At 38.1% G+C, this 4,411-nt stretch carries 8 protein-coding genes; 6 read left to right on the forward strand and 2 right to left on the reverse strand.

Features of this window, described 5'->3' with window-relative positions:
* Positions 1–89 precede the first annotated feature (89 nt).
* Together IE155_RS17755 and IE155_RS17760 are read right to left on the reverse strand one after the other, a co-directional pair.
* Complete coding sequence (locus tag IE155_RS17755; protein ID WP_189379670.1) at positions 90–368, reverse strand: type II toxin-antitoxin system RelE/ParE family toxin; 279 nt, start codon at positions 366–368, stop codon at positions 90–92.
* Positions 365–649, reverse strand: a complete 285-nt coding sequence (locus IE155_RS17760; RefSeq protein ID WP_189379672.1) for a type II toxin-antitoxin system TacA family antitoxin — start codon at positions 647–649, stop codon at positions 365–367. Before IE155_RS17760 ends, IE155_RS17755 begins: the two co-directional genes overlap by 4 nt.
* A gap of 211 nt (positions 650–860) precedes the next feature.
* Here IE155_RS17760 and IE155_RS17765 point away from each other — a divergent pair, with 211 nt between their 5' ends.
* From IE155_RS17765 to IE155_RS17790, 6 genes are all read left to right on the forward strand, one after another.
* The gene (locus IE155_RS17765) at positions 861–1,364 is read left to right on the forward strand and encodes a hypothetical protein (protein WP_189379674.1); all 504 of its coding nucleotides are present in this window, start codon (positions 861–863) and stop codon (positions 1,362–1,364) included.
* Positions 1,365–1,506: 142 nt separating this feature from the next.
* The gene (locus IE155_RS17770) at positions 1,507–1,929 is read left to right on the forward strand and encodes a hypothetical protein (RefSeq protein WP_189379675.1); all 423 of its coding nucleotides are present in this window, start codon (positions 1,507–1,509) and stop codon (positions 1,927–1,929) included.
* Positions 1,930–1,943: 14 nt separating this feature from the next.
* On the forward strand, positions 1,944–2,213 hold the full coding sequence (locus IE155_RS17775; protein WP_189379677.1) for a hypothetical protein: 270 nt from the start codon (positions 1,944–1,946) through the stop codon (positions 2,211–2,213).
* Positions 2,214–2,373: 160 nt separating this feature from the next.
* Positions 2,374–2,655 carry a hypothetical protein gene (locus IE155_RS17780; protein WP_189379678.1) on the forward strand — a complete coding sequence of 94 codons (282 nt, stop codon included), beginning with the start codon at positions 2,374–2,376 and terminating at the stop codon, positions 2,653–2,655.
* Between the two features lie 635 nt (positions 2,656–3,290).
* A complete protein-coding gene (locus IE155_RS17785; protein ID WP_189379680.1) occupies positions 3,291–3,806 on the forward strand; it encodes a GNAT family N-acetyltransferase in 516 nt (171 codons plus the stop codon).
* A gap of 106 nt (positions 3,807–3,912) precedes the next feature.
* Positions 3,913–4,317, forward strand: a complete 405-nt coding sequence (locus IE155_RS17790) for a DUF1801 domain-containing protein (protein ID WP_025767309.1) — start codon at positions 3,913–3,915, stop codon at positions 4,315–4,317.
* The last annotated feature ends 94 nt before the right edge of the window (positions 4,318–4,411 follow it).

Genomic DNA, 4,411 nt, shown 5'->3' on the forward strand with positions numbered 1-4,411 from the left:
AAGTCGGACAAATTACAGTTGGCTTTTTGTTCGTGCCTCACTTATTTTAGCCAACTGCAATTAGCCGCTTAAAACGGCGTTAGTTGCCTTTATTCTGGTGGGAAATTCTGCTTTTGGTGTAAAACTCGCATTATTCTAATCGTATCACCATCAACCCAATAAGAAACAATCATTGATATTTCAGGAATGATTAACACTCTTCCACGAAAAATGTCTCTTTTAACACCCATTAGTGGGTGTTCTATTAATTTTTCAACTTTAGCTTCAATAGTTTGATCAGTTTTTTCTGCTGCACTTGGATTAAAATCAAAAAGAAATTCAAATATTTTTTCACGATCATTTAGTGATTCTTCTTCCCAAAAGATCATGATTTGTCTCTATTACGGATTTTTTGTTTTCTTGCTTCCATTAATGTTTTTGCTTCATCATGTACAATAAAATTAGCTTTTCCGTTATCAAACTTGTCAAATGCTGCATTTATTTGTTCCGATAACCATGCATCATGGCTTATAGTTTTTCTCTGTTCTTCTGCTAAACCTTCTGTAAGTTCTCGGCATGCGTCGCTAAGAGTACGGCCTTGGCTTTCGGCCATTTGTTGCGCCAAACGTTTCGTTTCTTCATCAACTCTAAATTGAATGCGAGTGTCCATAATAAGTTACCTTAATTAGTGTTGTGCTCACAAATGTTAGCACTAAAATTAATCCAAGGCAACTAACAAGTTGCTTAAACGGACAAAAAACAGTTGGCTTCCCTCACTTCGTTCGTTATTGTAGCCAAACTATTTTTAGCCGCTTAGCAAAGCGTTATGTGCAAATGCTAGTTTGGCATTTGTAGTTATTACCAAAATATAAGGATATACCTTGAAAAAATTAGCTTTACTTCTACCACTAATCTCTCTCAATTGTTTCGCAGAAGAAAACAAGCAAGATAAGGATTATTCTATTGGTCTAGGTTTGGGCGCTATGTATAGCGGTATTGGAACCAATTTGTCATTTGTATCTGAAAATGATTTGAAATACATATCCGCAGGTTGTGTTGAATATAGTTCTCGTAATGGTTCTACATGCGGATTTGGTGCTGGTTGGATAAAAACAGATTTATTTGGTGCTAACTCTAATAAACATGGTTTTGGTGTTTATGTAAGCATTGTTGGTAATGAGTCATACGCTAGCTACACATCAACTACAGAGGGTGTAGAGTATTACGAACATGACAGTGACATTTATGGCGCAGGTGTAAGTTATACCTATTTTATGAATGGTATAAATAAGTCAGGTACAACTTTTGGTGTTTCAGTTCACGCTACTACTGCAGATTTCGAAGATAGTTATGGAGGGTTCTTTCAAGTAGGTTACCAGTTTTAGCACATAACAAGTTACTCAAACGGACGCTAAACAGCTGGCTAGCTTCGTTCCTCGCAATTTTAGCCAGCTATTTTTCGCCGCTTAGTAAAGCGTTATGTATTTATCGCTTACCGATGCATCAAGTCCACCTAAAGGAGTTACAATGAAAAGAACATTGAGCATAATATCTACTTTATTAATTATGACAAATGCCAGTGCGGAGGTTCCCAATAAATTTCCCGTTCTAGGGGAGATCAAAGCAAGTCAATTTGATAAAAGTGAATTAAATGATAAGAAAGAGGAAACACGAAGAGCTTCTGTGAAAAGCGTACCGACAGAGCAGGCTATTCGTTGTATAGCTTTTACATATGGCGCACATACATTAGCCTCCGACGGAAAAAGAAAAGATTGGGAAGAGCACTTAAAGTATTTCCATGATTATACAAGTTCAGACGTTTATAAAATTTTAGATAAAGCTGAACGAGATATGAAGTCTATTCTTGCAAAAACAGAGGTAACTTGGAAAGATGTTCATAGGACTTATTATCGAGAATGTAGTGGGTACTGGAAAATAAGTACAAATTAATTACGGAGTATTAAATGAGTAAATATCGTTTTTTCTACGCCAAGGAAAGTCATAAAACTTGGCCAAAATTATTTGTTTTATCTAATGACGGTGTTCTGTATTGTGAATATCTTGACCATTACAATCCAACTGTATTTAAAGAACAAGTTGAATATTCAACTTTTGATGCAGATAAATTTAAGTGGAATGGTTATCAAACCATAGTAGAAATAGATCGGAATACCGCAGTTGAAACTAAATTAACCAAACAACCAAACTGGGTTTTAAATTATATAAATCAGTAAAAACACATAACAAGGCGCTCAAACGGAAAATTTACAGTTGGCTGCGGCTCGTACCTCGCGCATTTTAGCCAACTATAATTTTCCGCTTAGCTTGGCGTTATAGCTACTTGAATGTCAGTGAAAGCCTCCCCATATATTTTATAACGGGGAGGTTTGTTAAATGGACTTTTATAATTCATCTATTCTTGTAGAACTTGGTTTTTACTTTGCATTAATATTATTTACCGTTCTAATAATTCGAGGGATGTATCGGCTAGTTGTGTGGAGTAAAAGAATGCCAAGAGGGGCATTTATATTTTTGGCAGTTTTTCCAATATTGTCTGTCTTTCCTATTCCTCCTCAGGAGATTAAAAAGCTCGAAAGAATAAGGCAAGAGCAATTAAAGGAAGAAGATGAGAATGGTGAACCCAAAGACAAAGAAAACGGGGAAAGGGAGCTATAACAAGTTACTTAAAAGGACGCAAAACGCTTGGCTTGCGCTCCTTCGTCGCTAATTTTAGCCAAGCATTTATGCGCCCATTAGTAAGGCGTTAGTTTGCAAAGGGCAGAAAAGCGTTTGTGGTCTAAAAGCCTTGTTCTGCGTTCTCGCTATACACCTGTTATTTCCCAAAGACTCTCCATCGAAATAGGCATCTCGCGTAGCCAGTTTTTCGGTTAATTGGCTTTCGTGTTATTCATTTCTTCCGTGTTAGTAAGGTTCATTTCTCAATATTCTTGCACGCTGCTTCTTTGGTTTTGAACGTTAAGCGGGAACATTGAAAGATGGTATTTGTGGTTGTCGGCATCTACGAAAGTCTTCTTAGCCAAGTGCGTTTTGTTGGTTGGGTTTAAATTCTGAGCTGTCCGTTTTACTTTTGCGTTTAAAGCCATTAGTTTTACAGCTAATTCAGCACCTTGGCGCTAAGCCTTTGGCTTCATCGCGGTGGCAAACTAACAAAGCGCTTAAGGCAGACTCGCAACGTGTGGCATTTTTAGTATGCGTTGATTTATGTGTTTAAGGTGTTATGCGGTGGCTTCGTATTGCGTTGCTCACTACTTAGCTTAGCGTTATGATTTTTATCGAAATGGGGAGGTTGTATGGCAATATCATTTGAAAGTCAGAGGCTGAAAGTGGTTGAAATTACTGAAGAGTTTGATTTGTCTAAACACTCATATTTGCTAGAACGAATTCCTCAAATCCTCACGCCAGCAGTTGTAGAAAATCTTCCTCCATATTTCCACGAGATAGGTTCTGGTAAACAAGCCCGAATCTGGCTTGAGCGGATGTTGTTGGAGAGCCGCTTACTTCAAGTAAAAGTCGAGGATAACGAACTAATAGGTTTCTTGTTCGCCTATGTAGAAAATGACGACTGTGCCCATATTGGTTATTTGCTTGCCGAAGAATACTGGGGACGAGGGTTAGCTAGTGAATTGCTTCAAGGTTTCATACATGAAGTCGATAAATCCGAATCTTGGCTTAAACTCATAGGCGGTGTTGACCAATCTAATGTTGCTTCAGCGAAATTACTTATGAAGCTGGGGTTCATAGCGCAACCCGCTAAGGGCAGTTGTGTGGTTTTCTATGAATATACGATTCCCCAGCCACAATCATAACAAAGCATTTAAGAGTGATTCGCAACGTTTGGCGCTTTCGCTTCGCTCAAGTATAGCCAAGCGCTGCTCACACCTTAATGCGGCGTTATGTGAATAGGAGATTCCAGTGGACAAGGTAGTCAAAAAACGCTTCGATGAATATCCGGAAAATGCTCGTATTAGGCTAGAGGAGCTACGAAATCTAGTCTTTCAAATCGCATCTGATTTGGAGCTGGGTGAAGTCGATGAAACTCTAAAGTGGGGTGAACCTAGCTATAGTGTAAAAACAGGCAGCCCGCTAAGAATGGACTGGAAGCTGAAATCTCCTAACAATTATTACCTTTTCTTTAATTGCCAAACTAAGTTAGTCGATACATTTCGAGAGTTGTATGGTGAAGAACTGGAGTTTCAGGGAAACAGAGCAATAGTTCTGTCCTTATCGAAAGCGTTACCAGAAATAGCAATCAAGTCCTGTTTAGAGTTAGCTTTAACCTATCAACATCGTAAAAATTTGCCTCTCTTGGGCGCGTGAAAAAATTCACATAACAAGTGACTATGGTGTCAAACACTAATATTTAATTCATTTTTGGATCCCAATAGACACCATCTCTCACCATTGAATTTAA

The sequence above is a fragment of the Thalassotalea profundi genome (assembly GCF_014653195.1).
GTDB classification, from domain to species: domain Bacteria; phylum Pseudomonadota; class Gammaproteobacteria; order Enterobacterales; family Alteromonadaceae; genus Thalassotalea_B; species Thalassotalea_B profundi.